Annotated in this window: 17 protein-coding genes, 1 tRNA gene and 2 pseudogenes; 9 read left to right on the forward strand and 11 right to left on the reverse strand. The window is 71.8% G+C overall.

Annotated elements, in window-relative coordinates:
- Positions 1 to 40 precede the first annotated feature (40 nt).
- A complete protein-coding gene (locus tag KGS77_RS21395) occupies positions 41 to 1,462 on the forward strand; it encodes an NAD(P)/FAD-dependent oxidoreductase (RefSeq protein ID WP_242584280.1) in 1,422 nt (473 codons plus the stop codon).
- 323 nt (positions 1,463 to 1,785) lie between these two features.
- Complete coding sequence (locus tag KGS77_RS21400) at positions 1,786 to 3,108, forward strand: cyclopropane-fatty-acyl-phospholipid synthase family protein (RefSeq protein ID WP_242584282.1); 1,323 nt, start codon at positions 1,786 to 1,788, stop codon at positions 3,106 to 3,108.
- Between the two features lie 194 nt (positions 3,109 to 3,302).
- Here KGS77_RS21400 and KGS77_RS21405 read toward each other — a convergent pair whose 3' ends face one another.
- Both KGS77_RS21405 and KGS77_RS21410 read right to left on the reverse strand, forming a co-directional pair.
- The gene (locus KGS77_RS21405; protein ID WP_242584284.1) at positions 3,303 to 5,846 is read right to left on the reverse strand and encodes an ABC transporter permease; all 2,544 of its coding nucleotides are present in this window, start codon (positions 5,844 to 5,846) and stop codon (positions 3,303 to 3,305) included.
- Positions 5,847 to 6,028: 182 nt separating this feature from the next.
- Entirely contained in the window at positions 6,029 to 6,811 is a 783-nt protein-coding gene (locus KGS77_RS21410) for an ABC transporter ATP-binding protein (protein WP_242584286.1), read from the reverse strand.
- A 501-nt stretch (positions 6,812 to 7,312) separates the two neighbouring features.
- Here KGS77_RS21410 and KGS77_RS21415 point away from each other — a divergent pair.
- A tRNA-Leu gene (locus tag KGS77_RS21415) sits at positions 7,313 to 7,394 on the forward strand.
- Positions 7,395 to 7,804: 410 nt separating this feature from the next.
- On the forward strand, positions 7,805 to 9,835 hold the full coding sequence (locus tag KGS77_RS21420; protein ID WP_242584288.1) for an AfsR/SARP family transcriptional regulator: 2,031 nt from the start codon (positions 7,805 to 7,807) through the stop codon (positions 9,833 to 9,835).
- Positions 9,836 to 10,041: 206 nt separating this feature from the next.
- On the opposite strand, the gene KGS77_RS21425 is transcribed toward KGS77_RS21420, so the two are convergent.
- Complete coding sequence (locus KGS77_RS21425) at positions 10,042 to 11,055, reverse strand: LuxR C-terminal-related transcriptional regulator (protein ID WP_242584290.1); 1,014 nt, start codon at positions 11,053 to 11,055, stop codon at positions 10,042 to 10,044.
- Between the two features lie 149 nt (positions 11,056 to 11,204).
- On the opposite strand from KGS77_RS21425, the gene KGS77_RS21430 reads away from it, so the two are divergent.
- From KGS77_RS21430 to KGS77_RS21440, 3 genes are all read left to right on the forward strand, one after another.
- Positions 11,205 to 11,558, forward strand: a complete 354-nt coding sequence (locus tag KGS77_RS21430; protein ID WP_242584293.1) for a hypothetical protein — start codon at positions 11,205 to 11,207, stop codon at positions 11,556 to 11,558.
- A 103-nt stretch (positions 11,559 to 11,661) separates the two neighbouring features.
- The gene (locus KGS77_RS21435; RefSeq protein WP_242584295.1) at positions 11,662 to 11,895 is read left to right on the forward strand and encodes a hypothetical protein; all 234 of its coding nucleotides are present in this window, start codon (positions 11,662 to 11,664) and stop codon (positions 11,893 to 11,895) included.
- Between the two features lie 175 nt (positions 11,896 to 12,070).
- Positions 12,071 to 12,943 carry a rhomboid-like protein gene (locus KGS77_RS21440; protein ID WP_242584297.1) on the forward strand — a complete coding sequence of 291 codons (873 nt, stop codon included), beginning with the start codon at positions 12,071 to 12,073 and terminating at the stop codon, positions 12,941 to 12,943.
- A gap of 192 nt (positions 12,944 to 13,135) precedes the next feature.
- Here the strand turns inward: KGS77_RS21440 and KGS77_RS21445 are convergent, their stop codons facing one another.
- From KGS77_RS21445 to KGS77_RS21480, 8 genes and pseudogenes are all read right to left on the reverse strand, one after another.
- Positions 13,136 to 16,150 carry a DUF5682 family protein gene (locus KGS77_RS21445; protein ID WP_242584299.1) on the reverse strand — a complete coding sequence of 1,005 codons (3,015 nt, stop codon included), beginning with the start codon at positions 16,148 to 16,150 and terminating at the stop codon, positions 13,136 to 13,138.
- Positions 16,147 to 17,268 (reverse strand): AAA family ATPase, encoded by a 1,122-nt coding sequence (locus tag KGS77_RS21450; protein WP_242584301.1) that lies wholly within the window; start codon positions 17,266 to 17,268, stop codon positions 16,147 to 16,149. The genes KGS77_RS21445 and KGS77_RS21450 overlap by 4 nt, the downstream gene beginning before the upstream one ends.
- A 91-nt stretch (positions 17,269 to 17,359) precedes the next feature.
- The gene (locus tag KGS77_RS21455; RefSeq protein ID WP_242584302.1) at positions 17,360 to 19,033 is read right to left on the reverse strand and encodes a VWA domain-containing protein; all 1,674 of its coding nucleotides are present in this window, start codon (positions 19,031 to 19,033) and stop codon (positions 17,360 to 17,362) included.
- Positions 19,030 to 20,371 (reverse strand): annotated as a pseudogene (locus KGS77_RS21460) (hypothetical protein). Before KGS77_RS21460 ends, KGS77_RS21455 begins: the two are co-directional and overlap by 4 nt.
- A gap of 129 nt (positions 20,372 to 20,500) precedes the next feature.
- Positions 20,501 to 21,022 (reverse strand): annotated as a pseudogene (locus KGS77_RS21465) (hypothetical protein); the annotation flags it as partial.
- Positions 21,023 to 21,418: 396 nt separating this feature from the next.
- Positions 21,419 to 21,727 carry a hypothetical protein gene (locus KGS77_RS21470; protein WP_242584305.1) on the reverse strand — a complete coding sequence of 103 codons (309 nt, stop codon included), beginning with the start codon at positions 21,725 to 21,727 and terminating at the stop codon, positions 21,419 to 21,421.
- A gap of 322 nt (positions 21,728 to 22,049) precedes the next feature.
- Positions 22,050 to 23,216 carry a PP2C family protein-serine/threonine phosphatase gene (locus KGS77_RS21475; RefSeq protein ID WP_242584308.1) on the reverse strand — a complete coding sequence of 389 codons (1,167 nt, stop codon included), beginning with the start codon at positions 23,214 to 23,216 and terminating at the stop codon, positions 22,050 to 22,052.
- 385 nt (positions 23,217 to 23,601) lie between these two features.
- Positions 23,602 to 24,093 carry an Lrp/AsnC family transcriptional regulator gene (locus KGS77_RS21480; RefSeq protein ID WP_242584310.1) on the reverse strand — a complete coding sequence of 164 codons (492 nt, stop codon included), beginning with the start codon at positions 24,091 to 24,093 and terminating at the stop codon, positions 23,602 to 23,604.
- Positions 24,094 to 24,109: 16 nt separating this feature from the next.
- Here KGS77_RS21480 and KGS77_RS21485 point away from each other — a divergent pair, with 16 nt between their 5' ends.
- A complete protein-coding gene (locus tag KGS77_RS21485; protein WP_242584311.1) occupies positions 24,110 to 24,298 on the forward strand; it encodes a hypothetical protein in 189 nt (62 codons plus the stop codon).
- The gene (locus tag KGS77_RS21490) at positions 24,288 to 25,454 is read left to right on the forward strand and encodes a PatB family C-S lyase (RefSeq protein ID WP_242584314.1); all 1,167 of its coding nucleotides are present in this window, start codon (positions 24,288 to 24,290) and stop codon (positions 25,452 to 25,454) included. Before KGS77_RS21485 ends, KGS77_RS21490 begins: the two co-directional genes overlap by 11 nt.
- Positions 25,455 to 26,105: the final 651 nt, after the last annotated feature.

Raw genomic sequence — 26,105 nt, forward strand, 5'->3', positions numbered from 1 at the left:
TCACGAGGGACCCCCCAAGTGGGGGTGGATACTCGATTGCATGAGCACCACGGAGCGTCCCAGGATCCTCGTTGTAGGCGGTGGGTACGTAGGACTGTACGCGGCACGCCGCATCCTCAAGAAGATGCGGTACGGCGAGGCGACCGTTACGGTTGTCGACCCGCGCTCGTACATGACGTACCAGCCCTTCCTCCCTGAAGCTGCGGCCGGCAGCATCTCTCCCCGCCATGTGGTGGTGCCGCTTCGGCGTGTGCTCCCCAAGGCGGAGGTCCTCACCGGTCGCGTCACCTCCATCGACCAGGACCGCAAGGTCGCCACGGTCGCCCCGATGGTCGGCGAGGCGTACGAGCTGCCCTTCGACTACCTGGTCATCGCGATGGGCGCGGTCTCCCGTACCTTCCCGATCCCCGGCCTGGCCGAGAACGGCATCGGCATGAAGGGTGTGGAGGAGGCCATCGGCCTGCGCAACCACGTCCTGGAGCAGTTGGACAAGGCCGACTCGACCACCGATGAAGAGATCCGGCGCAAGGCGCTGACCTTCGTCTTCGTGGGCGGTGGCTTCGCGGGCGCCGAGACGATCGGCGAGGTCGAGGACATGGTCCGCGACGCGGCCAAGTACTACAACAACGTCAAGCGCGAAGACATGCGCTTCCTGCTGGTCGACGTGGCCGACAAGATCCTCCCCGAGGTCGGCCCGAAGCTCGGCGCGTACGGCAAGGAGCACCTCGCGAGCCGTGGCGTCGAGGTCTACCTCAAGACCAGCATGAAGTCCTGCGTCGACGGCCACGTGGTGCTGAGCGGCGGTGACGGTGACGGCCTGGAGGTCGACGCCAACACCATCGTGTGGACCGCCGGCGTCAAGCCGAACCCGGTGCTGTCCCGCTTCGGTCTGCCGCTGGGTCCGCGCGGTCACGTGGACACCGCCGCCACCCTCCAGGTGCAGGGCACCGACTACATCTGGGCCGCGGGCGACAACGCCCAGGTCCCGGACCTGGTCGGCCGCAAGGCGGGCAACGAGAACGCCTGGTGCCCGCCGAACGCCCAGCACGCGCTGCGCCAGGCCAAGGTGCTCGGCGACAACGTGATCTCCGGTATGCGGGGCTTCCCGCAGAAGGAGTACAGCCACGCCAACAAGGGCGCCGTGGCGGGCCTGGGCGTCCACAAGGGCGTCGCCATGATCGTCATGGGCAAGATGAAGATCAAGCTCAAGGGCCGCCTCGCCTGGTACATGCACCGTGGCTACCACGGCATGGCCATGCCGACCTTCAACCGCAAGATCCGGGTCCTGGCCGACTGGACGCTGGGGATGTTCCTCAAGCGCGAGATCACCTCGCTGCGCGCCATGGAGAACCCCCGCGAGGAGTTCTACGAGGCCGCCAAGCCGGCCCCGGCCCCGGCCGCCAAGGCCGAAGCGGGCGACGGAGCCGACGACAAGGCGAAGGCCAAGGCCAAGGCTTCCTGACCTCGGGCCGCGGCTCCGGGACTTTGGACCTCGGGACCCCGAGGCCCGGTCTCCGGGCACCGGCCCCCGGGCGGACCGGCCGACGCTGACGGCCGGTCACCGCCCGCGGCCGGTGCTACCGGGCACGCCGTACACCTCGACGCCAAGGGGCGTCTGCCATCCGTGGGGCAGACGCCCCTTCGGCGTGTTCTCGGTGGCGAGCGGGCGACGTTTTGACGTTTGCTGTTCTCTGACGAGCTAACGGGACTACCCGGGCGCCTATTTGACGTTTACGTGGCGGGTGAAACTTCTTCGCCCCACGCGTCAACACGGAGGTGTGCGACATGGCCGACGCCGCTGGACGGCTCACCAAGCTCGCCGAGGAGGTGCTGGGAGCCCCGCTCCCGGTCCGAATCCGCGCCTGGGACCACAGCGAGTCCGGTCCGCCGGGGGCGCCCACCTTGGTCATCCGCAACCGGCGGGCGCTGCGCAGGCTCCTGTTCAAACCGGGCGAACTGGGGCTGGCCCGCGCCTGGGTCGCCGGTGACCTCGACATCGAGGGCGACCTCTACCAGGCCCTCGACCTGCTCGCGGAGCTGGTCTGGGAACGCGGTACGGGCTCCGCCAGGCCCGGCCGGATCGCCGCCCTGCGCTCCGCGGCCCGTACCGCCGCCCGTCCCGAAATCCGCGCCGCCGCCCGCCAGTTGCTGTCCCTGGCCGGGCCCCCGCTGCCGCCCGCGCCGCCGGCCGAGGAGAACCGCAGGCGCCGCGGACCGCTGCACACCCTGCGCCGCGACAAGGAAGCCATCAGCCACCACTACGACGTCGGCAACGACTTCTACGAGCTGGTGCTCGGCCCCTCGATGGTCTACTCGTGCGCGTACTGGGAGAGCCCCGGGGCCACCCTGGAAGACGCCCAGCGCGACAAGCTCGACCTCGTCTGCCGCAAGCTCGGTCTCAAAGAGGGCATGCGGCTGCTGGACGTGGGCTGCGGCTGGGGCTCGATGGTGCTGCACGCCGCGCGTGAGTACGGCGTACGGGCGGTGGGCATCACCCTCTCCCAGGAGCAGGCCGCCTACGCCCGCAAGCGTGTCGCCGAGGCCGGGCTCGCGGACCGCATCGAGATCAGGGTCCAGGACTACCGCGAGGTCCACGACGGGCCGTTCGACGCCATCTCCTCCATCGGCATGGCCGAGCACGTCGGCCGGGAGCGCTACGCCGAGTACGCGGCCGACCTGTACGCCCTGCTCAAGCCCGGCGGGCGGCTGCTCAACCACCAGATCGCCCGCCGCCCGCTGGAGGACGAGGACGCCTACCACGTCGACCAGTTCATCGACCGGTACGTCTTCCCCGACGGGGAGCTGGCGCCCGTGGGCCGTACCGTCGGGCAGTTGGAGGACGCCGGCTTCGAGGTGCGCGACGTGGAGGCGATCCGCGAGCACTACGCCCTGACGCTGCGCCGCTGGGTCGCCAACCTGGAGGACAACTGGACGCGGGCCGTCCGGCTGACCTCGCCGGGCCGGGCCCGGGTGTGGCGGCTGTACATGGCGGCCTCGGCGCTGTCCTTCGAGCGCAACCGGATCGGCGTCAACCAGGTGCTCGCCGTCCGTACGCCAGGGTCCGGGGAGTCCGGGATGCCGCTGCGGGCCCGCGCCTGGCAGGGCTGAGCGGCCCGGGTCCGGCGACGCGGAACGCCCCGGGGCCCCGGGGCGCGAGGACGGTTGGAAACCGCCGTCGCGCCCCGGGTCCCTGCTGTGCTTCCACCGGCGGGAGGGGCGGACTCCGCGGCCAGGACAGCCAGGACGGCCAGGTCTGATCAGGTCTGGTCAGGGCCCGCCCGGCCCCGCCCGCCGCCGCCCGGCTACTCGGCCTTGATGGCCGCCAGCATGTTCGTCCTCGTCGCCCGGCGGGCCGGCCACAGCGCGGCGAGCACGCCCACCACCGCCGACACCCCCAGGAAGATCCCGAGCCGGCCCCACGGCAGCACCAGCTCGTACGTCGGGAGGTAGTCGTCGATCAGCCCGCCGGCCGCCCAGCCGAAGAAGACGCCCAGGCTGACGCCGAGCACCCCGCCGAACAGCGCGATCACCAGCGACTCCAGGCGCACCATACGCTTGATGCCGGCCTGGTCCAGGCCGATGGCCCGCAGCATGCCGATCTCCTGTGCACGCTCGAAGACCGACATGGCCAGGGTGTTGACCACGCCCAGCACCGCGACGACCACGGCCATGGCGAGCAGCCCGTAGAGCATGTTCAGCAGCAGGTTGACGGAGTCGGACACCTCGGCGGACAGGTCCTTCTTGTCCTTGACGGCGATGGCCGGGTTCGAACCGAGGGCCTTGCGCAGGGAGTCCCGTACGGCTTTGGACGCGCCGTCCTTGGTCTTGACCAGCACCTGCCGGTCGCCGACGGACTTTTGGTGCGGGGCCAGTACGGACGTGTCCACGATGATGCCGTTCAGCATCTGGGTGCCCTCGAAGACGCCCGCCACGGTCAGCGTGCCGCGCCGCCCGTCCTCGTACGTCAGCGCCATGGCCGAGCCGGTCTTCCAGCCGTGGCGCCGGGCGGTGTCCTGGGCGACCAGCGCCCGGTGCGCGCCGGGCGTACCGAGTCCGGCCGCCGAGCCCTCCGTGAACGCCGGGCCGGCCAACTGGCCGAACTCCGCGCCGCTGACGCCGGTGACCAGCGTCTCCTGACCGGCGACGCGGGCGGTGGTGGGGCGCATCGGGCTGGTGGCGGAGACGTGCGGATCGGCCGCCAGGGTGCGTTCGACGCTGGGGGAGAGGGACGGCTGGCCGGTCATGGCGACGACGTAGTCGGCCTTGAGGGAGCCGGTCGCCGCCTCGTCCAGGCTCCGCTGGACGCTGCTGCCGACCACGGTCAGGCCGGTGATCAGGGTGAGCCCGATCATCAGCGCCGAGGCGGTGGAGGCGGTACGGCGCGGATTGCGCACCGCGTTCTGCCGGGCGAGCTTGCCCGCGACGCCGAAGGCGCGCAGCACCGGAGCGGCGGCGGCGATCAGCGGGCGGGACAGCAGCGGCGTCAGGACGAAGACGCCGGTCACCAGCAGGGCCCCGGCCAGGCACATGACCGCCCGGCCCGCATCCCCCATACCGGAGGCGACCACCGCTCCGGCGGCGCCCGCACCGGCGAGGGCCGCGCCGATGCTGTTGCGCAGCACCAGCGACTTGGTGGTGGCGGCGGCGTGCACGCTGCTCATCGCGGCGACCGGCGGGATCTTCGCGGCGCGGCGGCTGGGCAGCCAGGCGGCCAGGACGGTGACCAGGACGCCGACCAGCAGGCCGGTCAGGACGGTGGCCGGTGCGAGGACCAGCGGCCCGTCGGGGATGTGGCCGAGGGAACCGGCCAGTGCGTGCAGCCCGGCGCCGACCCCCACGCCCGCCACCAGACCGGTGACGCCCGCCGCCGCGCCGACGACGGTCGCCTCCAGCAGGACGGAGCGGGTGACCTGGCGGCGACTGGCGCCGACCGCCCGCAGCAGCGCCAGCTCCTTGGTGCGCTGGGCGACCAGCATGGTGAAGGTGTTGGCGATGATGAAGATGCCGACGAACAGCGAGATGGCGGCGAAGCCCAGCATTCCGTCGCGCAGGCTGCTGGTGCCTCTGTCGGCTGCCTCCGCCTGCTTCTCGGCGATCTGGCGGGCGGTGGTGGTCTTGGCGACGCCCTTGGGCAGGACCTGGTCGACCGCGGCCTTCAGCTCGGTCTGGGAGGTGCCGGGCGCGGCCTTGACGTCGATCTCCTCGAACCGGCCGGGGGCGGCGAACTGCTTCTGCGCGGTGGGGGTGTCGAAGAGGGTGAGGGTGCCGCCGGCGGTGACGGCGCCGTCGTCGGTGGTGACGATGCCGGCCAGCCGTACGGTACGGACCGGGCCGTCGACGGATATCCGTACGGTGTCCCCGACCCGGTAGCCGGCGCGCTCGGCGGTGCCGGCGTCCAGGGCGATCTCGCCCGCGCCCTTGGGCGCGGCCCCGGCTTTCAGCGGGTAGCGGGCGTCGGTGCCGTCGGGCCCGGGGAAGTAGTTGCGGCCGTGCTGGGAGAAGCCCTCGCCGGCCAGCTCGCCGTTCTTGTCGGCGACGGCGGTGAACCCGGAGACGGTACCGGTCGCGTAGGCCGCGCCGGGCACCTTCCCGGCCTTCTCCAGCAGGCCCTGGGTCAGCGGATCCTGGGTGGCCCGTTTGCCGCCCTTGGGGCCGGAGGCGGCAGGCTCGATGGCCACGTCGATGCTCTGCAGACCTCTTTGCGAGGCCATCCGGGTGGCGTCGGAGACGGTCGAGGTGAAGACCAGGGTGCCGGTGACGAAGGCCACGCCGAGCATGACGGCGAGTACGGTCATCAGCAGCCGGGCCTTGTGCGCGAGCACGTTGCGCAAGGCGGTTCGGAACATGAGTCGGTCCTGGGAGTGGGGAGTACGGAGGGGCTGTCGGGGGCTGCTGAGGAGCCCGGGGCGGGGGCGCGGGGCGTCAGCGGCGGGGCGTCAGCGGCGGCCGGTACGGCTTGTGCAGCCGGTGCAGAAGGTGCGGCCGGTGCAGCCTGTACGACCCGTACGGCCTGTGCCGCCGGTGCCGGTCAACTGGCCGGTTCCTTGCCGTCGAAGCCCTTCAGGCGCTCCAGCACCCGGTCGGCGGTCGGATCGGCCATGTCGTCGACGATCCGGCCGTCGGCGAGGAAGACCACCCGGTTCGCGTACGAGGCCGCCACCGGGTCGTGGGTCACCATCACCACGGTCTGGCCCAGTTCCCGTACGGAGTTGCGCAGGAAGCCCAGCACCTCGGCGCCGGACCGGGAGTCGAGGTTCCCGGTCGGCTCGTCCGCGAAGATGATCTCCGGCCTGGAGGCGAGCGCCCGGGCCACCGCGACCCGCTGCTGCTGGCCTCCCGAGAGCTGGCTGGGCCGGTGCTTGAGCCGCCCCGAGAGCCCGACGGTCTCCACGACCAGGTCCAGCCACTGCCGGTCGGGCCTGCGGCCCGCGATGTCCATCGGCAGGGTGATGTTCTCCAGCGCGTCGAGGGTCGGCAGCAAGTTGAACGCCTGGAATATGAAACCAATCTGGTCCCGGCGCAACTGGGTCAGCTTGTTGTCCTTGAGACCGGTCAGCTCGATGTCGCCGATACGGGCCGAGCCCTGCGAGACGGTGTCCAGGCCGGCCATGCAGTGCATCAGCGTCGACTTGCCGGAGCCGGACGGACCCATGATCGCGGTGAACCGGGCCTGGTGGAACTCGACGCTGACCCGGTCCAGCGCGACCACCTGCGTCTCGCCCTGGCCGTAGACCTTGCACAGATCCGTGGCGCGCGCGGCCACCGCGGTGGGCCGGGTGGTGGTGGACGTGCCGGTGTGGAGGGTGGACACGGCAGAGGACTCCTGTCGGATGGCGGGCGGGGGGACCGGATGCGGCGGCGGAAGCAGCCGGCTCCTTCATCCTGGGACGGTGGGGCCGGGCGGACGTCAGCCCTTGTGCCCGTCCTGGGGACAGCCCCGGGGGGTATCCGCCGCACGACTGTCATCCCTGGGTATGACAGGTCTCCTGACGTTCACTCGGGCGTCCCCCGGCGTCCGTCCGGCGTCCTCTTCGGTGGTCTCCCTTGACGGTTCCTTGTCGCCCGCCGCGGCCCGGACGAAGCCCGGGAACATCGCGAAGGCGTCGACTTTCCGTCAATCCGGGCACGACGCCACACCCCGCCCCCGGCGCCGGTCACGGCCGCAGGCATGTGCCGATGGCTCGTACCAAGCGCTGATGGCCCCTCAGTTGCCAATAAAATAAGACAACCTCGGGATGACGGGCCGGTGTTCGGCGGGTACTGCGGGCTAGGCTCGTCCTGCCCTCTTCGAGGCGGCATGGGGGGAGCCCAGGCCCGGATGGTGGAATGCAGACACGGCGAGCTTAAACCTCGCTGGCCTTAGGGCCGTGCCGGTTCGAGTCCGGCTCCGGGCACAGATCAGGGCCGATTCTTCCTGGTGTCCGAAGTGAACGCAAATTCTGTGGGCCTGTCACCTTCGGTCCGTCGTATCGGAGGTCTCCCTGGCCCGGTTGCGGGCACACGCCGATCGGTTGCAGCCCGGGGTGGCCGGCGACTGAAACCGACCCGTGGGTCGAATTGCCGTACGTGGCAAGGGTATCGGCGGCTGCGGGCTCGGGCTGCGGGCCCGGGCCGTGGGCCCGGAGTGCGGGCTCGGGGCTGCGAGCTGCGGGCGGGGACCTTGCGTACCGGAGGACGGCCGGTTGGCAGCATGCTGCCGCGGCAACGGGCGGACAGCGCCCACGACGGACTCCGCCCTCCCGCGTGTCCAAAATGGACCGGTCGGGCGCACCGTGCGACGAGTTGGTGCCACGGGGGAGAACACATGGAATTCCGTCTGCTCGGACCTGTCGAAGCGAGCACCACCGAGGGCCCGGTCGAACTGTCCGGTGCCAAGGTGCACACCGTCCTCGCCGCGCTGGTCCTGGCACGCGGCCGGGTCGTCCCGGACGCCGCACTGAGTTCGCTGCTGTGGGGCTGCGACCCGCCCGCGACGATGAGCGCGCAGATCTACACCTACGTCTCCCGGCTGCGCCGGCGCCTCGGCCCCGAGGTGCGTCTCGAAAGGCGGCGCCCGGGGTACGCACTGCACGCCGGGACGGCCTCCGTCGACATCGTGGACTTCGAGCACCTGACGAAGGAAGGCGAGGACGCGCTGCGCCGGCGGGACTACGAGCGGGCCCGGGGGCGCCTGCGCGCGGGCCTGGACCTGTGGCGTGGTCCGGCACTGGCGAACGTCACCGAATTCCTGGCCGAGGCACAGTCACCGGGGCTGGAGGAGGCGCGGGCCACGGCGCTGGAGAACCGCATCGAAGCGGACCTCGCCCTGGGCTGTCACCAGGCCGTCGTGCCCGAACTCACCGCCCTGGTCAGGAGCACTCCGCTGCGCGAGCGGCTGCGCGCGCAACTGATGACGGCGCTGTACCGCTGCGACCGGCAGGCCGACGCGCTGGCCGTCTACCACGCCGGGCGCCGGGTGCTCGCCGAGGAGCTGGGCGTCGAGCCCGGTGACACGCTGAACGCCGCCTTCGAGTCGATCCTGCACGGCGGCCCGGCACTGCCGCCCGAGCCGGCACTGCCGCCCGAGCCGGCGCGGGCGGCGATATCCGCCGACGCCCGTAACCGTACGGAACGGCCGGCGATGCTGCCGCCCGACAGCGGCGACTTCCGGGGGCGGCACCGGGAACTGGCGCGACTGGGCGAGCTGCTGGCGCCCGCCGGACCCGACGCGTCCGCCGGACCGGAGGCGCCCGTCGGCCGGGGCCTGTGGTGGCCACGGCGCCTGCTGCTCACCGGCATGGCCGGAGCGGGCAAGTCCGCGCTGGCCGTCCGTGCCGCGTACACCGGGCTGCGGCACTTCCCGGACGGACAGTTGTACGCGGATCTCAGCCGCCCGGACGGCAGTCCCAAGGACCCGGGCGAGGTGCTCGCACAACTGCTGCGCGCACTCGGCGGGACGGGGGAGCGCCGTCCCGGCGGCGCGTTCCCGGGCGCCCCCGGCGGCGCCGCCGACCTCGACGAACTCGTCCGGCACTACCGGACCCGCAGCGCGGGCATGCGGCTGCTGATCCTTCTCGACAACGCTTCGAGCGAACTGCAACTGGACCCGCTGCTGCCCAGCAGCCCAGGCTCGGCGGTGCTGATCACCAGCCGCACCCATCTGGCCGTGCCGGGGGCCCACGCCGTACCGGTGGAGCCACTGCCCGAGGGCGACGCGCTGGAACTGCTGGCGGCCGTCGCCGGGCCGGGCCGGATCGCCGTGGAGCCCGACGCCGCCCGCGCCACGGTGCGCTACTGCGCGGGCCTGCCGCTCGCCCTGCGGATCGCCGGGGCCCGGCTCGCCGCCCGGCCGCACTGGTCGGTGGACCGCCTGGCCCGGCGGCTGGCGGTCCGTGAGACCCGGCTCGCGGAGCTGAGCTTCGGTGATCTGTCCGTACGGGAGAGCCTGCTGCGGTCGCTGCGGTGGCTGTCCCCGGCCGGCCGGGAACTCCTGCCCCGGCTGACCGCCCTGGGCGCACTGCCGTTCACCGCGACGACGGCGGCTCAACGGCTGGGCCGGCCCGAGGCCGTGATGGAGGAGACGTTGGAGGACCTGGCGGACGCGCGGCTCCTGGAGGCCGTCGGCACCGACGCCGAGGGGCAGCCGCTGTACCGGTATCCCGAACTCGTCCTGCTCCTCGCCGCCTCGCTGGAGCCCCGGCGGACCGTACCGCCCCAGCTCGGCCGCATCCCGCGCAGCAGCCGCGGCTTCCCCAGGCACGGCGACACCGCCGCCCCGCACGCCCCGTGCTCTTCCCTTCCGCACCGTTCGGCCGAGGCGAAGGTGACACAGGGCAAGGGGCTCGGGGCGTGGTGATCTCCCGGGTGACCGGGCGGGAGGCCGTGGACCTCACCGCCAGGGTCCGCGGGCGCGGAACCCGTCAGGGCGCAGGAGCTGCTCGAACGGCCCGGCTTCATCGGCGGGCACCCGCCGCGCACGTCCGGGACGCAAGGACCGGCCGGCTTCGAGGCGTGCCGGCGGACGAAGCGGGGCGCCCGCCCGGCCGACGCCGCCCGGCCGCCTCACGGTCCGGCGTCGTCGGCCGCGATGTGGTCCGGATTCAGCCAACCGTACGCCGTGGCGAGCGCCCCGGCCTGGAAGCGGCTGCGCGCCCGGAGACGGTTCATGAGGTCTGCCGTGATGCGCCGGCCGGTCCGCACGGAGATGCCGAGCTTGCGGGCCACGGCCTCGTCGGTGTATCCGGCGAGCAGCAGCTCCAGTACGGCCCGGTCCTGGGCGCTGAGGCCGTCGGCCCGCGGTGTGCGCTCCTCGCCCAACGGCCGTGCGCCCCGCCAGGTTTGGTCGAAGAGCGCGCACAGGGCCGTGACCGCGCCGGTGCCGTTCAGTACGAGGATGCCTTTGAGGCCGTCCTCGGGGTCCAGCGGCACGATCGCGGTGCGCCGGTCGAAAATGATCATACGGAGCGGAAGCTGCGGGACCACCCGCACCTGGGCGCCGTTCTCTTTCAGCCACCGGGCATATGCGAGCGTCGGCGCGTCGTTGCGCAGGCTGTCCAGGTATACGTACCGTACGGTGACTCCGCGTGAGAGGGCGCTCCGGTCAAGCGGCCTCGCGGCGTCGAGGGCGCTCGTGCTCTGCCCACCGCGCGGTGCGAAGACCAGGATCTCGCTCTTGGCGTTGTGCGCGCACCGCTCGATCTCGGAGCCGATGGCGTCTCTTCCGGTGAAGCGCTGGGCGTCGACGGTCTCCGCTTCGGCGGCGCCGTACTCCGCGAGCATGCTGGTGACAGTGAGGCGGGCATCGGTCATCGCCTGCTGCTGCTCGAGGAATTCCTGCTCCTGGCGCAACAGGAGGGTTTCCAGCCCGGCCTTGGGATTCACCAGCCGCACCTTGTCCGGCTCCTCCATGGAGGGACGGACGAGGGCCAGCCGGGCCAGTTCGTCCAGGGTCGCGGCGACGCGCTCCGGAGGCCAGCCCAAGGCGTCGGCTATTTCGGCCGTGCCCGCCCGTGGACGCCTGAGCATGACCCGGTACACGGACTCCGCGTCCGCGTTCAGCCCCAACCGGTGTAACACCACAGCCCCCTGGAGTGCGACGTCGTGACTCACGTGCGCGAGGACAGAATACGTGCTCGGATTTCGAGTGATCGGATACGTTTTCGTGACCGGTTTTCTCCGGCCGCGCCGACAACCGCCCGGGGCGGGAAAGCGGGAACCCTGTGTACATGGTGATCGCCCAACTGCCCGGAGTTTCCCGTGCGACCGTGGAAGACGGGTGGCTCAAGGCGTGCTTATGGCGCGCGGCCGGCCCCGGAACGTCGGTCCAGCACATCTACGTCCAGTGGGAGCAGGACGAGGCACGGACCGTACTGTTCCTCGCCCGGGGCGACCGCCGGCAGGCCGACGCCGATGCGGCCCTGGTGATGGACCGGGCGCTCCCGCTCCTCGCCGGCCAGGGCGTCAGCGGGGTGGCATGCCGGCCGGCGGTCTCGCTCACCCTCTTCATGAGCCTGGTCGGACTGGGGCCCGAGCATGACAGCCTGCTGCCACCGCAGGAACCTGACAGGGAAAAGCCATGACATGCGGCCGGCTGGGCGGCAGGGTGCACGGTGATCACGGGGAACGGGGGACCGACCACCTCCCGTACCCCTCCGGCTTCACCTGTGAGGAGATACGACAGCCATGCGGGGACCCGAGCTGACGACCGGCCGGCCGTTGCCGTCGAACATGCCGGTGGCGGCCTTCGCCGCAGCCGTCCTGTTCGCCCTGGCGGCCGTGTCCGGCCTGTTCCACGGAGCGGCGGCCGGTTCCTCCCCGGCGGCCCACCACGCGGCTGCGGGGACGGGTACCGAAGTCGTGGCGCAGCGGTCCCACAACGGCTTGGGCTCGCTCCTGGGCAACACCTGGGACAAGTAGCCACCCCTCCCTTCCCGCTGTCCGGGTGGGACGTCAGGGAAATCTCCGGGAAGTCCCTGAGTGATGTGGATCGCCGATGGCTGATGATCAAACGGTGTTCTCTCACTCAGGGCCCGGGCGGGCCGTTCAGGACGTTGCGGCGGCTGCCCCGGACCGGGCCGCCGTGCTCTGGCCCATGGCCGAGATCGCGCTCGTCCTGCTGCTGTTCCTGGCCGTGCTCGCGGTCAAGCGCGGATGGCGCGGGGAAGCCCGGATCCGGCGTGCCGGGGCCCGGGTCAAGGCGTGGGTTCTGGCCGCTCCGGCCACCGCCGCGCTGTGGGTCTTCCTCACGCTCCACTCCCTCACCCTCGCGGAGTTGACCTCCGACGTGGGCACCGAGGTCCTGCGTGCCCACAGCACCAATCTGACCCAGCTCGCCGAGCACCCCGTCTCGGCACTGTTCAGTTCGGCCCTGTGGATCGAGATACCGGACCTGCCGATGGTCGCCGTGCTGGCGGTCTGCGTCCTGGCGCCGGCCGAGCGCTGGCTCGGCACGTTCCGGACCGTCGTGGTGTTCTTCCTCGGCCATGTGCTGGCGACGCTCATCACCGCGGGCGTGCTGACGACCCTGCTTCGGGTGGAGACCGAGCGCTACGCGGACCGCGGGTTCGGCAGTGTGGTGGACGTCGGCGTCAGTTACGGCAGCCTCTGCGTCGCCGGACTGCTCACCTACCGCGTACGCCGTCTTCCACTGCGCCTGCTGGTCATGGCCGCGTTGACGGCCGGGGTCCTCGCCTCGGGCGTCTTCTTCGAGGACTACACGGGATTCGGGCACAACACGGCCGTGGTCCTCGGCTTCCTCCTCCATCCGCTCGCGGCTCCGGTGATCGCCAGGAGTGCGGCGAAGAGGGCGGCCTGCCCGCCCGGTCCGCAGGGGAAGAAGCGGGAGGGGGAGCTGGTGGGCAATCCGGTGGGCAATCCGGTGGAGGAGACCGAGGCTCTCTCCGGCGGCCCGGTGCGCTCGCCGGAGCCCCCGCCCCTCCAGGTGGCGGCGGCCCGGGCGGAGTGAGCGCGGTGCACGGGCGGGAGCCTGCTCGCACGGTGGTGCGGGCAGGCTTTCCGCCTGCGCGTACGCGCATGGACGTGCGCGTACGTGGGCGGATCTGCACGTACGCCGTGGGGCCGGTTGCTGCCGCGTCCCTCGCCGGCGTACTGCCGGCCCGCCGGTGATCACTTGCCGTACCGGTCCGCAACGGTGTCGTCAGGAGGCGGTCAGCAGCGCCTCCAGGGCCACGGCCGTATCGGGGTGGCGGCCGACCAGTACGGCGCCCGGGGGCCCGGCGTCCGGCTGCTCCCATGTGCCCTCGCAGCCCAGCAGGGTAGCCACCGCGTCGCAGGTCGCGGGGTGGGCGGTGAGCAGCGTGCCGCAGCGGTTGCCCGGTGCGCGCCGCACAGGGCGTACGGGTGCCGGATCCGGCTGGGCGCGCCAGGGCGGCACCCACTCGTCCAGCGCCGCCAGCCGGCCGGGAAAGACGCGTCCGGCCTCACGGATCAGCAGCGGGGCGAGCTCCGCGCCCTCCGATCGCAGGGTCGTGATCAGGGTCGGCAGCCACGGCAGCAGCACCGGGTCCGGCAGCCGCCCGAAGGCGTTGGACACCGCTTCCACGACGAAGTCGGTCAGGGCCGGGACGGGCTCCAGGGCATGCAGGAAGCCACTGAGGTAGCGCGGATAGGCGGGCACCACCAGGGGGTTGGCCAGGAGGGCGTCACATCTCTCGCGCAGGGCCGTACGGGACAGGCGCCCGAGGTGGGTCTGGGCCGCCCACAGCAGCGCCGACTTGGACGGGTCATCGGGGTGGCACTGGGCCAGTGCCAGTTCCAGTTGGGTGTGGTCGCAGCCCAGCGACAGTGCCAGGCCCTCCATGCTGAACAGGAAGCCCAGCATCGCCGCGACCTGCCGGACGGTGGCGTCCTCGTCGGTGAAGGCCGTCGGCAGCAGGGTGCAGTAGTGGGCGTACCCGGCCTTGACGAAGGACTCGATCCACGGTGGCAGCACCGGCTCGCTGGTGCGGTAGTACGCCAGCAGCCGCCGGGTCCGGCGCAGCACCTCCGGCGCGCCGTCGGCACCGCGTTCGGCCGAGAGCACCTCCAGGGCGTGGGTGCCCAGCTCGTCGGCGAGGCGGCGGCTGCGCAGGTACAGCGTCGCGTCCTCCACGGCCTGAAGGACGGTCGCCGTGGTGGCCCGCGGCCCGTACACCGTACGGCGCAGGCGCTGTTCCAGGACCTGCTCGATGCTGACGCCCTCGTAGCCGAGCTCGATCAGCGCACGCTCGTGGGTGCCCAGCGCCAGGTCCCAGGACTCCTGGATCGGCCGCTCACCGAGCTTGCGCTCGCCCATGACGGGGCGGGCGGCGCCCCGCGGCATCAGATACCGCAGCATCCACAGGACGTCGGAGCACGGTTCCAGTTCCGGGCGGCCGGCGATGTCCAGCAGCGCCCGCTGCACACCGCGCTGGTGGAGTCTGAGGTTCAGGGGCGCGAGCCGGTCGTGCACGTCACGGGCCAGGGGCGGCAGCGCGTCGTAGCCGACCCGGCCGGTCCGGTCACCGCCCATCATGATCTCCACGAGGCGGCGCACATCTCGCCGGCCGGGCACGGTGTCCTTCTCGATGCAGGTGACGGCCGCGTCCTGGAAGTCGTACGGCGTGGGCCTGGCCCGGTCACGCATCCCGGCCAGCAGGATCGACGTCTCGAACACCGCGATGGCGTCGGCGGTGGAGGCCAGGTAGCCGTTGCGGCGCGCGGCGCGCACGATCTCCACCGACCAGCCGAGCAGTTCGGCCTCGTCCAGCTTGTCCAGGACGGGCGGCTGCCGCAGGAAGCCGGTCAGCCTGTCCGGCGGCGGGAGGGTCGGGACGGCCGGGACGGGAGACGGCGGCGCGGGCGCGGCCTTCTTGGCCTTCGGCTTCCTCGTACCCGCCTGACCCGCCAGCCGGTACGGCGTCTCACGCGTACGTTTGAGGTTCTTCGCCCAGAGCGTCGCGGCGATCGACACCGAGCCCGCGGCGAGGCCGAACTGCGCCTCGATCGCCGCGTGACTGGAGGGAATCAAACCGTGCTGCCACTTGGTGGCGGTGCGCGGACCGATCTCGAAGGTGCCGGCGCCGTGGACGCCGAACTCCTGCACCCTGCTGGCCGCGTGGAAGGCCCCGCAGACATAGAGGCAGTCCGCCGGGTCGGTGCCGGTCGCGGCCAGGTGCTCACGCATCCTGGTCCACATGTAGCGCTCCCGGTCCTCGTCCACGCCCACCCGGTGCGGATCACCGGGCGCCAGTCGCCTGAAAAGGCTGCCGATCAGGAACATGACCTGGCGGTAGGTGTCGTGGTCACTGTCGCCCAGCGGCAGTTCGACGTACTGGTGCCACCACTCCGACCAGTGCCGCACCTTGCCGTGGTGCAGCAGGTGTTCCTCCAGTTCGGCGAAGCGGGGCCGCAGATCACCGATCTCCACGCCGACCGCGTCGCCGTGCAGCGCGGTCTCTTCGTCGGCGGGTGGCGCGTCCGGATCGGCGGGCCCGGGCGGCTCGGTGGTGCGCTCGCCGCGCGCGTCCCACTGGAAGACATGGTCCGAGGAACGGTCGACGAGGACCAGTTCGACGCCCGGCGTGTCCAGCGCGTAGGCGATGGCCTGGTACTCGGCCGAAGCCTCGGTGATCGGCGCGACCACCGACAGCGGGGACCACTCGGCCGGGAATCCGTCGACCTCGCTCGCGAACGACTGGAGGGCCACCGGCAGTCGGCAGTTGCGCAGCTCGGTCAGCAGGGGCGCCATGTCCTCGCACAGCTCCAGGTAGACGACCTTGGGCTGCTTGGCCCGCAGGCGGCGCGCCATCGCCAGCGCCGAGGCGGGGGAGTGGTGGCAGACGGGGAAGATCTCCAGTGGCTCGCGCACCGCGCGGTCGACGTCGTCGACGAGGCCGAGGAGGATGTCCTCCAGGGCGTCGGGCCCGCCGGCGAACGCCGCGGCGGCCTCGCGCAACTGTGTGCGCAGGGCCTGGAAGGTCTCCCCGTGCGGGCTGTGCGCGGGTCCTTCGAGGGGGCTGATGACGCCCCCCGTGTGCGGTGCGCTCATGCACTCCTCGTCCGTACCGCTCATGCGCTCCTCGTCCGTACCGTTCACGGGCTCCTCGTCCGTACCGTTCACGGGCTCCTCGTCCGTACCGCCGGCTGGTTCCTCGTACGTACCGCTCGCCGGTTTCTCGTACGCACCGCTCATGACAGCGTGGCGATCGCGTCGCGGCCACCCTTGAGGAACTCCGGCCAGGAGCCGCCCTCTTCCTTGCTGCGCGGCTCGATGACGCCGTGCAGGAACTTGTTGAGGATGGCCAGGTCCTCCGGATCGCGCCGGGCCAGCGACCCGACCAGCGAGGAGGCCAGCGCATGGGCGGTCAGCGCCTTCTCGCCGAAGAAGTTGCTGTGCAGGATCGCGTCCTCCAGCACTCCGATCTGTTCGGCGGTGGACAGCGCGGACTCCAGCTTCTCGTCCTCGCTGCCGGCCGCCGCGGCCGAGGCGCGCAGATCGGCGAAGCTCTGCAGCAGGACGTCGAGCAGCGTCGGCGGCACGTCCAGTTCGATCCGGTGGCGGCGCAGCAGCTCCTCGGTACGGAAGCGGACGATCTCCGCCTCGCTCTTCTTGTTCGTCACCACCGGGATGCGTACGAAGTTGAAGCGGCGCTTGAGCGCGGAGGACAGGTCGTTCACGCCCCGGTCCCGGCTGTTGGCGGTGGCGATGACCGAGAAGCCGGGCTTGGCGAAGACGATGTTGTCGCTGCCGTCGCTGTCCAGTTCGGGCACGGAGATGTACTTCTCGGACAGGATCGAGATCAGTGCGTCCTGGACGTCGCTGGTGGAGCGGGTCAGCTCCTCGAAACGGCCGATCGATCCCGTCTCCATCGCGGTCATGATCGGCGAGGGGATCATCGACTCACGTGACTGGCCCTTGGCGATGACCATGGAGACGTTCCAGGAGTACTTGATGTGGTCCTCGGTCGTGCCGGCCGTGCCCTGCACCACCAGGGTGGAGTTGCGGCTGATCGCGGCGGACAGCAGCTCGGCCAGCCAGCTCTTGCCGGTGCCGGGGTCGCCGATGAGCAGCAGGCCGCGGTCGGAGGCCAGTGTGACGATGGAGCGCTCCACGAAGCTGCGGTCGCCGAACCACTTCTGCGAGATCTCCCGGTCCAGGCCGTCGGAGCGCTCGGAGCCCAGGATGAACAGCCGGACCATCTTGGGGGACAGCCGCCAGGAGAAGGGCTTGGGGTTGTCGTCGACGGACTCCAGCCAGTCCAGCTCCTCGGCATACTTGATCTCGGCGGGAGCGCGCAACAGGTCGGACATATCAGGGCCTTTCTGAATTGCCGGGTAAGCATGAAGCGGTAAGTAAGTGCTGAGCGCTGAGCGGTACGTGCTGTGCGCTGAGCGTCAACTGCTAAGCGAGGAACGTCTTGAGCTCGTGGACGAGCTTGCGTATGTGGCCGGACAGCACGGGGGCGCCGAGGTCCTTGAAGCGCTCCCGGAACCACGGGTTGACATCGGCGCGGCCGGAGCTGGTCACCGAGCCGACCGGGATGAACTTGGCCCCGGAGCGGTGAATGGCGGCCATGCTCTCGAACAGTTGCTCGCACTGCCATTCGTAGAAGTCGGAGATCCACACCACGACGGTGTTGCGGGGCTCGGCGATCTTCGGCTGGGCCAGCGCCATGGCGACCGTGCCGTCGGTGCCGCCCCCGAGGTTGGTGCGCAGCAGGGTCTCGAAGGGGTCGTGCACCCACGGGGTCAGGTCGAGCGCCTGCGTGTCGTACGCGATGAGGTGGACGTCCACCTTCGGCAGCCCGGCGAAGATCGACGCCAGGATGGTGCAGTTCACCATCGAGTCGACCATCGAGCCCGACTGGTCCACCACGACGATCAGCCGCTGGGGCGTCGTCCTGCGGGCGGTGTGCCGGTAGTAGAGGCGGTCGACGTACAGCCGCTCCTCCTCCGGGCTCCAGTTGGTGAGGTTCTTCCAGATCGTGCGGTTCAGGTCGAGGTTGCGGAAGACCCGCTTGGGCGGGACGGAGCGGTCCAGCGCGCCCACGGTGGCCTTCTCCACCTGCGTACGCAGCACTTCGGCGACCTCGTCGACGAAACGGCGGATCAGGTTCTTGGCGTTGGCCAGGGCCACCCCGGAGAGGTTGTCCTTGTCCCGCAGGAGCTGCTCGATCAGCGACATGCTTGGGGTCAGCCGCGCGGCGAGCTCCGGGTCGGCCAGCACCTCGCGCAGATGCATCCGCTTGACCAGGTCCGCCTCGATGGCGCCCAGTTCCGGGCCGATCGCCGGGATCAGTTGGCCCAGGTCGGGTGGCGTACGCGGGCCGACGCCGGTGCCGGTCGGGCTGACGCCCCGGCCCGCGGCGGCCGGCCGGTTCCCCTGGCCGGCACGTCCGCCGCGCAGCTCACCGGGGGCGCAGCCCAGCGCGCGCTCCAGCCAGGCCGCGTCGGACTGCCAGCGGGAGAGCTGTCCGGCGGTGACCGTGCCGGAGCCCGAGGAGAAGACGTTGAGCAGCACCTTCGACACCAGTGCCGCGCGCCGTACTTCGTCGGCGCGGTCGCGTACGCCGTGCCGGTCGCCCTGCTCGCCCTGCCCGGGATCGGCGGGGTCGGCGGACTCGTCGGTCCCGTCGGTCCCGTCGGACCCGTCGGACCCGTTCGGCTCGGGCACCATCAGGCCGTCGAACTCGGCGGCCAGCTCCGGGTGGCGCTGCACGATGGAGTCGACGGAGGTCTGCGGGTCCAGCAGCCCGGACGGCAGTCCGATGTCCTCGACGACGGCGAGGCTCGCCGATTCCAGCGCGGCCTGTTCCTCGTGATCGAACAGGCGGGCAAGGAGCCGCCAGTACAGGACCTGACGGCGGTTGTCGTAGAGGTCCGCCGCGGGTACGGCCGCGGCGGACCCGGTGGTGTCAGGAGTGCCGTGGTTCCCAGCGCTCTTGGAGCTGCCGGAGTTTCCGGGGCTGCCAGAAATTTGGGGGCTGTCAGAAATTCCGGGGTTCTGCGGGGGCACGTCCTCGTCAGCCGTCGCCCGGCCGGTCGGGACCGCTTGCCCGGTCGTGTGGTCCGTCATTTGCGCAGCAGCCTCCCGGCCCGTTCCCGCAGTACGGCGACCGCGTCGGTGGCGGCCTTCTCCGCCCTGACCCCGGCCTTGTCGGTCGTGCCCCCGGCCCAGCCCCGGCGTGGATCGCGACGGCCTGCTTCCGTACGGTCTTCTCCACGGCCAGCGGCTGAAGGCGGTACGCCCCGGCGTCCCAGCGGAGCAGCCCGATGCACGCGCCGGACGCGGCGACGGCCTGGGGGGTGAGCGGACCGGCGGCCGGTATGCGGTCGGTGTCGACAAGGAGAGAACGTCCGGCGACGGTGAACGTCAGGGTGCCGTCGTCCCCCTTCCGGGTGGTGTAGCTCTCCAGGAAGACGGGAACGGCGATGCGCGCCGGATGCCGGTCCAGCGGCGCGGTCACCGGATCGGTCGCGACGGGCAGGGCGACCCGCGCGGTGGCGAAGGCGTCGGCGGGCTCGCCCGGCCGGGCCTGCGCGTCACTCCACACCAGATCGCCTTCGGCTGTGACCGGCATGCCGGTCAGGTCCATCGCCCGGCCCTCACCGACGGCCGCCAGGAGCGACATGTGCGGGCGCAGCAACTGCCACAGTCCGGCGCCGAGGACCGTGTCGGGCTTGGGCGCCGACACACTGGCCCGCACCAGGCGGGATGCCGTACCGTCCGCCGGCTCGAACACCGCGTGGACCTGGGCCTGTACGGCGGTCGCGTGCTCCTGCACATCCACGCCCAGGGGCAGCAGACGGCCGGTGGCCGTGCCGGTCACGGGCGCCGGGGCCGCGCCGGGCAGTGTCAGCAGCATCCCGCGCGACCACAGGTCGGCCCAGCGGCGCACCGGCAGGTGTTCCTGGGCCGCGCCCGGGCAGCAGGCGGCGAGTTCGGCGGCGAACCCGTCCAGGAGCGTCGCCAGGCGGCGCAGCGCCGGAACCGGAAGCATCGCGGAGACGATCTGCGCCGCCCCGGAGACCAGTTCGTGGTCGATGCCCTGCCAGCCGCAGCGTGCCAGGTCCGACAGCCAGGAACGGGCGGCGGCGAGCGGGTTCGCCGCTTCCCGCGCGGCGGGGGCGGGGCGGTGTCCTCGCCGCGGGACCGGCCGGTCGTCTCCTGGATCCGGGCCAGCAGCGCGTCGTGGACGGAGCCGAGCAGCGCGGTACGGGCGGCGGCGAGCGCCACGAAATGGTCCTCGCCCGCGGAGCCGGCCGCCGCCTTTTCGGCCGCCTCGGCGACCCTGTCGGCCAGCGGCGTCCCGGCGACCGCCCGGGCCAGCTCCGCCAGGCCGGCGGCCTGGGCGGGCGCCGGGCGGAGCAGTCCGGTGACCAGGGCCGCGTCGAAGGCGTCGACGGCCGCCAGCGCCTCGTCGAGCCCGGTGACGGTCTCGGCGGCCGGATCGGCGCCCGCCCCCGTACTCGTGTCCGTACCTGTCCCCGTATCCGTATCCGAGCCCGCGGCCGGACCGGGCGTGGGCGAGGGGGCCTCCGCCGACCGGGTCGGCGGGAACCACTGCAACTCGGGCAACGGCTCCGTGCTCGGGGCGAGTTCCAGATAGGCCAGGTGGCGCAGGAACCGGCTGAAGACGGTCGCGGCGGCCCCGGCGTCCCCCTTCGGCGGATGCGTGCCGCTCATGCCGGCGGTGATGCTCTGGGCGCTCGGCTCGGCGTCCGTGCTCTCGGCCCTCAGATAGCGGACGACGCGCTCGGCGCCGTACTGGAGCACCGCTTCGTTGATCAGGGCCCGGATGTGATTGCAGAATCCGCCCCGCGCACCGCCACAGGGCCGGTTGTTGTTGGTGCTGCAGGCGTACGCGTACGTACCGGCCGCAACCGACGAGACATAGACCCGCTCGATGTCCGAACCGCTGGAGACCACGCCCTGCAGGCGTCCGTCGGCCAGTTCGACGAAGGGGACCTTGGCGAGCTTGCGCGGCCGTGCGGGCGGCAGCACCCGTGCCGTGCTCGACCTCTCCCAACTCTCCCGATCCGACACCGCACCACTCCCATGCACCAGAAGAAACCAAGGGGAATTCAGCACCTCGACGGCCCGAAAGTCGGCCCGAAAGGCGAGGCACGGCTGAACATAGTGGCGACCACTGACAACGCCGGTCGCCCGCGGACGCCGGCCCCCGTCGTCCGCCGCTCGCCGGTCCCGTCACCGGCGGCTCATCGGGCGTGAAATCCCGTCTGGCGCACGGGCTTTGGACGCGGCAAGAGGTGAGGGCCGAGGCGCTACGGCCTCGGCCCTCACCGTGCGGAGGTGCTGTGAGCGGCTGGTTCGGTAACGGATGGTTCGGTGGGTGAAGATGGCCCGGGGTGGATGAAGGTGGTTCAGCGGGCAGGGTGCTTCAGTAGGCGTTGAGTGCAGCAGGTGCTGAGGGCGGCGGATGCCGGGACGTGGATACGGTCAGTCCTGGGTACGGTCGGTGGGTTCGCGGCTGCCGCTCTTGGCCAGACCACGGCTGAGCAGGTAGCCGATGGTGAGCAGGGTGACGTACAACCACGCCTGGTCGGCGGGGAACCGGTCCACGTGAACGGGTCCTCCGCTGTCCCCGACCACGGCGGAGGCGACCAGGACCGCGATCACCGCGGCGACGTACACCATCAGTTCGGTCGTCTTGAAGGCGGGCTTGGTCTCGGTGTGGATGCGCGAAGGGGCGTGGCTGCTCCGGGACCTGCCGGTTTCCGGGTACTCGGAGGATGAAGCGGTGGCCATCGTGTGCCTGCCTTGTCATCGGAACGGCCCGACGGCTGCCGGGCCGGGCCGGCGGGTACCCGGCCGCCGTGCGCCAGAACGCCGCATTCCGGCACGGCGGCCCGGCAGGCGTGCCGTCGGCCAGTGACCCGGGTGACGGAAGGAGCCGGGTGCGCCGGGACGGGCCGCCGTGAGTGACGTGCGGGGCGGTCGGCGCGACGGGGGCCGGTTGGCGGGGCGGGACGGCCCGACGTCGGCCGGAACGCTGCGGCCTCGTGGGGAGGGCCGCCTCGTGGGGAGGACCGCGGAGCAATGAGCGACAAGAAGGACCCCGGCCCACCCCCTACGGCTTCACGTGACGTGGAGCGGGCGCCCCGGCGCGCGAGAACCGGGAGAACAGGTCCAGCCGCCCACTCCCACGGCCACGGCGAGGGCGCGGCGGGCTGGTCGCGGACTCGACCAGAATGAGGGCGACATCGTCGTCACGGGCGTTGTGGGTGTGCTGGGCCAGCGTCAGCAGGACCATGTCCAGGGCGTCTCCCAGACGGGGAAAACCGCAGGCGGGAGCCAGGTCCGCCGGGTCGAACGACACGCCCTGCGGATCGCGGGCCTCGGCGATGCCGTCGGTGTAGAACAGCACCCGGTCGCCGGGCGCCAGCTTCACCTGCTGCACCAGAGGGGCCGGACAGCGCCCGATGGGAGCGGTCGGCTCGGCGGGGTGGATCAAGGACGGCGGGCCGTCGAGGGACAGGTGCAGGGGCGGGTGGTGGCCGCAGTTCGCCAGCCGCAGCCGGCCCGGCGCGAACTCGGCGACCATGGCGGTGATGAACTCCTGCTCGCCGAGTTCCTCGGCCAGCCGCCGGTCCGTTTCCCGTACGACGTCGGCGAGGTCGGTGTGGGTGAAGGCGCAGTCGCGGAAGTGCCCGATGACGGTGGCGGAGAGCTGCAGCGCGTCCCCGGTCTCGACGTGCCCGGCATCCGCGTCGTCCCCGGAGCGGCCGGTGTTCTCACCGTGTACGTCCCCCAGGAGCAGCCGCAGCCCGTTGGGTGTGTGGGCGAAGGCGTACAGGTCGCCCCCGATGACGGCCCGTGGCGCGGCGGAGCGGTAACGGGCGCAGACCGCCAGTCCGCCGACGCGGAAGTAGGTGGGCTGGAGGATCGCGGGCTGGGCGGTGGCGGCGAGTTCGGCCAGGTATGCGTGGGTCGTGGTGTGCCGCCGGGCCGTCGAGGTGGCGTGCACCGCCGCCACCACGAGGAAGATCATCAGCAGTACCTCGTCGAAGCGCCCCAGTGTCCCTTCGTGGTCCGCCACCAGTACCGCGAGGAGTACGCACGAACCTCCCACCACCGCCGTACGGCCGCCGTTCAGCCGGGTGGCGGCCAGCAGCGGACACATGAGCAGCAGACCGCCGAGGTTGCTCGCCGGCCCGAGAGCCACGTCCAGCGCCGCCACGAAGGCCCCGACACCCACGCTCAGCAGCAGCCACTTCGTCGGATAAGCGATGCGCACACTCTCCCCCCACCACGGCGCACAACCCGGCACCGGCGGCGCTCGGCCGCTCGGCGCCGGTGACTGTCCGCACCCAGTCGCCGGATGGCCGCCGTGACCGGTGACGGCCGACCGCGCCGCCCTGCCCAAGACGTCCGAGCCAGGTCTACCCATCCGCTGGCCAGCACGAACCCCGACTTCGGTACGGCTGTCGCGGCGTAGGTACACGACGGGGGAGGCGGCGGCGCCGCGGTTGACGTTCCGGTTGACGGCCGTACGGATATCACGGTGCGTGACGCGGCGCGCCCCGGGCTTCGCCCGGCGGGCTGTTCATCACGGCGCTGCTGGTCCACTGGGCGCGCCTGACGCGGCTTCGCGGAGGGGCGCCCGGCCCCGTGGCCCCGTTTCAGGGGCGTGGCAGAGGGCGCGGCAGGGCCGGCGCCGGGCCCGGCTTGACCGCTTCGTACGTCGGCAGCGTCTCGTACCGGCGCACCAGTTCCTCCTCGACGAAGAGCCTGCGGGACATCTCCCGGTAGGCAGCGAGGTCGGCGGTGACCAGTACGACCACGTAATCCCACTGCCCCACGACGGAATAGCACTGCTGGACCGCCGGCTCGGCGAGCATCCGCTCACGGAAGGCCGCGTCCTGTCCGGGGCCGTCCTCGACCAGCTCCACCAGGACCACGGCCGTGAGGCCCAGCCCCAGCGCGCGCGGATCGAGCACGGCGACCTGGGCGCGGATCACCCCGGCGGCACGCAGCCGGGTGAGCCTGCGCTGTACGGCGCTCGGGGACAGGCCGACCCGGTCGCCGAGTTCGTGCAGGGGCCGGGTCGCGTCCCTTTGCACCAGGTCGAGAAGGAGGTGATCGGTCTCGTCGAGGGCAGGGGGTGCGGGCACGCAACGATATTGCGTGGTGACGGGAAAATCGTCAATCGCCGTCACCGGTACACGTTTTACGCTCAGCGGCGGATCCGATGCCGAAGAAGCGGCCGAAGAAGCAGCAGAACCAGCAGTCAAAGAAGCAGCAGAAGCAGCAGAAACGGCGGACAAGGCGTCGAAGAAGCCAAGACCCGTGAACGGAGTGCCCCGGCATGTTCGATGAACTCGACCCCGCGACGCTGAGGCGCCGGGCCGGCGTGAAATGGGACCGGGCCGCGCCCGGCGTCCTGCCGGCCTGGATCGCGGACATGGATTTCCCCGTGACGGACCCGGTACGGGAGGCGCTGGCGCGGCACCTGGAATCCGGGCCCGGGCTCGGCTACCCGGCCTGGGACAACCAGCCGGAGAAGAATCCGCTCGTCGGTGCCTTCGTCGAGCGTATGGAACACCGTTACAGCCTCGCGCTGGACCCCGCTCACGTACGGGTGTTCACGGAGCTGATCCAGACCCTTCAGGTGGTGCTGCACCTCGCGACCCGGCCCGGGGACGCGGTGGTCCTTCATACGCCCGCCTACCCCCCGTTCCTGAAGACCGTGACGGACATGGGGCGGCGGCTGGTCACCGTACCGGTGACCGACGGTGGCGAGGGCTGGGCCTTCGACAGCGAGCGGCTCGCCGAGGCCGTGGCGCGGCACGACTGCCGGGTGCTGGTGCTGGTCAACCCGCACAATCCCACCGGCCGGGTGATGACCCGTGAGGAGCTGTCGGCGGTCGCGGAGATCGCCGCCCGGCACGACCTCCTGGTCGTCGCCGACGAGATCCACGCCGAGCTCACCTACGAGCCGCACCGGCACATCCCTTTCGCCTCGCTGGACCCGGAGACCGCCGGCCGCACCGTGACGCTGTCCTCCGCCAGCAAGGCGTTCAACCTGGCCGGGCTGCGCTGTTCGGTGGCCCACATCGGTGACGGCCGCGTCCGCCGGGCGCTGGAGGCACAGCCGCCGCAGTTGTACGGGGACGTCAGCTCCCTGAGCGTGCTGGCCACCGTGGCCGCCTGGCAGGAGGGCGAACCCTGGCTGGAGGAGGCGCGCCGGACCCTGGCCCGCAACCGCCGTATGGTCGCCGAGTCGCTGCCGCCCGGCATCCGCCACCACGCTCCCGAGGCGACCTATCTGGCCTGGCTCGACTGCCGCGAGCTGGGCCTCGGCGCGGACCCGGCCGCGTTCTTCCTGGAAGAGGCCGGGGTGATGCTCAGTCCGGGGCCTGATTTCGGTGCCGTGGGCGAGGGGTTCGCGCGGCTGAACTTCGCGACGTCCAAGGCGGTGCTCGAAGAAATACTCGACCGTATGCGCAACGCCGTCGAGCGGCGCGGGGCCTGATGAGGCGGGTGCGAGCGGGCGAGGGACAGAGGGAGAGGGAGGGGAGGGGGAGGGGAAGAGTGAGGGTGCCGGGCTGTGCGGCCGTACGGTCGTGGCCGGTGTCACGGAAGTCATGCAAGACACGGGTGGAACGGATGTCACGGATGTCACGGATGTTGCGACACGGCGGCGGGTGGCCGTGACTGAGGGCCCATGTCGTGATGCGATGGCTGCCGTCGGGACGTGGTGGCGCGCGGCCGGCCCGCGGCGACGTGCGCGTGCGCAGGCGCGTGCCTGTCGTGGTGCGGTGACACCGCGGCGCGACGGGACCGCGGCGCGAGGACACCGCGGCGCGATGACGCGTCGTCGCGGTGCGTCCATGCGCAGGGCGCGCAGGTATACGGGCGTACAGGAAGCGCGTGCCGGCGCGCAGGCGTGCAGACCTGTCGGCGCGCAGCACGGAGCCACCGTGCAGCTCGGCGGCTTTCCCGGCCGGGCACGGCGTAACCGGTGCGTGTGACGCCCGCGTGATGTCCGTGTGATGTCCGTGTGATGTCCGTACGGCGTCCGCGTGGCGTCGCCGTACGGCCGCGGGAGCAGCCGCGCGTGGACCCCACCGGTCCGGTGACGGGACGGCGTGGGGCCGGCGGAGACCGCGCCGCGTAGGGCCGG

Source organism: Streptomyces sp. MST-110588 (assembly GCF_022695595.1).
GTDB lineage: Bacteria > Actinomycetota > Actinomycetes > Streptomycetales > Streptomycetaceae > Streptomyces.